The sequence below is a fragment of the Candidatus Polarisedimenticolaceae bacterium genome, assembly GCA_036376135.1.
Lineage (GTDB): Bacteria > Acidobacteriota > Polarisedimenticolia > Polarisedimenticolales > DASRJG01 > DASVAW01.
The window spans coordinates 1-2,554 of the sequence record DASVAW010000086.1; the positions used below are offsets into that span (position 1 = coordinate 1).

The 2,554-nt window shown below is 72.9% G+C and carries 2 protein-coding genes; both read right to left on the bottom strand.

The genetic code is table 11. The annotated features are described in order from the left end of the window. Positions 1-178: 178 nt before the first annotated feature. On the bottom strand, positions 179-1,603 hold the full coding sequence (locus VF139_08375; protein ID HEX6851413.1) for a tetratricopeptide repeat protein: 1,425 nt from the start codon (positions 1,601-1,603) through the stop codon (positions 179-181). Then, on the bottom strand, positions 1,600-2,508 hold the full coding sequence (locus VF139_08380; GenBank protein HEX6851414.1) for an RluA family pseudouridine synthase: 909 nt from the start codon (positions 2,506-2,508) through the stop codon (positions 1,600-1,602). Before VF139_08380 ends, VF139_08375 begins: the two co-directional genes overlap by 4 nt. Positions 2,509-2,554 lie beyond the last annotated feature (46 nt).

The following is a 2,554-nucleotide window of genomic DNA, read 5'->3' on the forward strand; positions in this document are numbered from 1 at the left end:
GTTCTCGACGCGCTGGATGCCGGGATCGATCCCGATCGTCGCGATCTCGACCGCCGGCGCGAGATCGGCAGCAAGGAGGAATGCCAGAACGGCAACGATCGGCATGGCCCCACTCCCTTCGAGAGCCGGGGGATTGCCGCGAACCTACGCTCCCGACGCGAAGGAGGTCAAGCGGGAATCAGGGCTCGTCGCTCGGCGCAACCCCCGCACGCTGGCGCGCTTCGCGCGCCTTCTCGGGTTGCCCGTTCACCTCGTAGGCCTCCGCGAGAGTCGCCCACGCGCGTGGGTAATCGGGGAGGATCGCCACCGCCCGCTCGAGGGGCTCGATCGCCTGGTTCGCCCGCCCCGTGCGCAGGCGCGTCCGGCCCACGTTGAACAGCGCCTTCACCGAGCGGGGCGACGACGCCACCGTCGCCTCGGTGAGGGTCGCGAGATCGCGATAGTCCCCCGCCCGGACCCACGCGCGCGCTGCACCCGCGGCGCACGCCGCGCCGAGCAGCGCGATCGCGATCGCGCGCCTCGGGATCGCCGCGAGCCCCGCCCCCGCGAGACCGCAGGCGAAGGCGAGGGGGAGGTACGCGACGCGCTCGGCGAAGATCGTCCCGATCGGGAAGAAGACGTTGGACGTGACCCCGAACGCCGCCCCGGCCGCGAAGACGAGGACGGCGAGGTCGCGCCTCTGCCTCCTCGACGCGACGAGAACGGCCCCGACCCACGACGCGACGATCGCGATCGCGGCGGGGAGGACCCACGATGCGAGCGGCGCGACCGCGATCTCGTCGAACCCCCTCTCGATCGTGAGGTTCGACGGCCACGCGGCGAGCGCGGCGTAACGTCCCAGAAGGACGATCGCGTTGACCGCCCGGGTGAGCGGATCCACCGCGACGAGCGGGTTGTCGACGAACGGGAACTCGCGCCCCGAAAAGCCGACCGCCGCGCCCCGCAGCGCCAGATAGACCGCCAGCGCCGCGCCGTGCGCGAGGAACATCCGCGGATGCCTTCGCTGCGTCAGCGCCCACCACGCCGCGGGGATCAGCACGACCGCCGCGACCGCGCTGTCCTTCGACAGGAGCGCGAGGAAGAAGGCGAGCGCGGAGCCGGCCAGGCGCCACGCGGAGGGCTTCGCCTCGTGGTCGAGCGCGAGGCGGATCGCGACGAGGACGCCGAGCGCCGCCTGGACCTCCGCGCGCCCGACGATCCACAGCACCGCCTCGCTCCCGAGCGGGTGCACGGCGAACAACGCGGCGGCGGAGGCCGCCGCGAAGCGATCGCGTGAGAATCCCGCCAGCAGCCAGAACAACGCGAGCGCCGCGAGGAGGTGCAGGCCGACGTTCACGGCTCGGAACGCCTCCTTCGATCCAAAGGCCTGTGCGTTCCACGCGATCGACGCGATCGTGAGCGGCCGGTAGAGGTTCGACCCCTCGTGGCGCGTCCCGTGCCAGTAGTCGGTCTTGAGGGCCCCCGCGAGGTCGGCGCGTTTGGCGACCCACTCGCTCGCCACGAGGGTGCGGTCGTCGTGCAGGAGCGGATAGGAAAGCGCGCGGCCGTAAGCGACCGCCGCCAGCGCGAGCCCCGCCGCGAGGATGGCGGCGACGAGCTTCACGTGAGCTCCGCTTCGAAGTCGGCGGGGAGCGGCGCCGACACGTCCACGCCGTGCGCCTCGATCGCCAGCCTCGCGTTGTGGAGCATCTGCCGGCGCGCGCCCCCTTCCGCGTGCCGCGCGTCCCCGCGACCGGCGACGACGTCGAGGAAGTCCGCGTCGGGACGGCCGTAGAGGAGATCGCCGACGATCGGGTGCCCGATCGCGGCGAGGTGCACGCGGATCTGGTGGCGGCGGCCGGTCTTCGGGAACACGCGCAGGAGGGTACGTCCCGGAAGCCGCCGCTCGACCCGCCACGCGGTCAGGGCCGACTCCCCGGCGTCGGAGGTCTCCCGCCGGGTGTAGACGCGCGACGCCGCCTCGGCGATCGGGAGGTCGATCGTCCCCTCCGGCGCCTCGACTTCTCCCGCGACGAGGGCGAGGTACTCCTTCGTCACCTTTCCCCGTTCGAACGCCGTCGAGAGCGCCCTCGCCGTCGCCGCGTCCCTCGCGACGAGGAGCACCCCCGTCGTCTCGCGGTCGAGCCGGTGGCACAACCGGAGCGCCTCGTCGCCGACCTGCTTGCGGAGCATGCGGATCACGGTGTTGTCCCGCTCGCGGTTCACCGGGTGCACGGGGATTCCCGCGGGCTTGTCCACGGCGAGCCAGCCGGAGCCTTCCGCGAGGATCGCGATCGTCAGCTCGAGCGGCGGCTCGACGAGGGGAACCGTCGTGACGATCACCGAGCCCCCGGGCCTCACCGGCGTCGACGGCCGCGCCGCGACTCCCCACGAGAGGGTGACGCGCCTGCGGATCGCCTCCTGGACGCGCGTCCGCGAGAGCCCCGGGATCCGCTCGTTCAGGAAACGGTCGAGCCGCTTCCCGGCGTCGCGCGGTCCGACTCCGAAGACGGTCTCAGGCTCCGTCATCGGGGATCACGTCGCCCAGGCGCCACGCGAGCGCCTTGAGGATCGC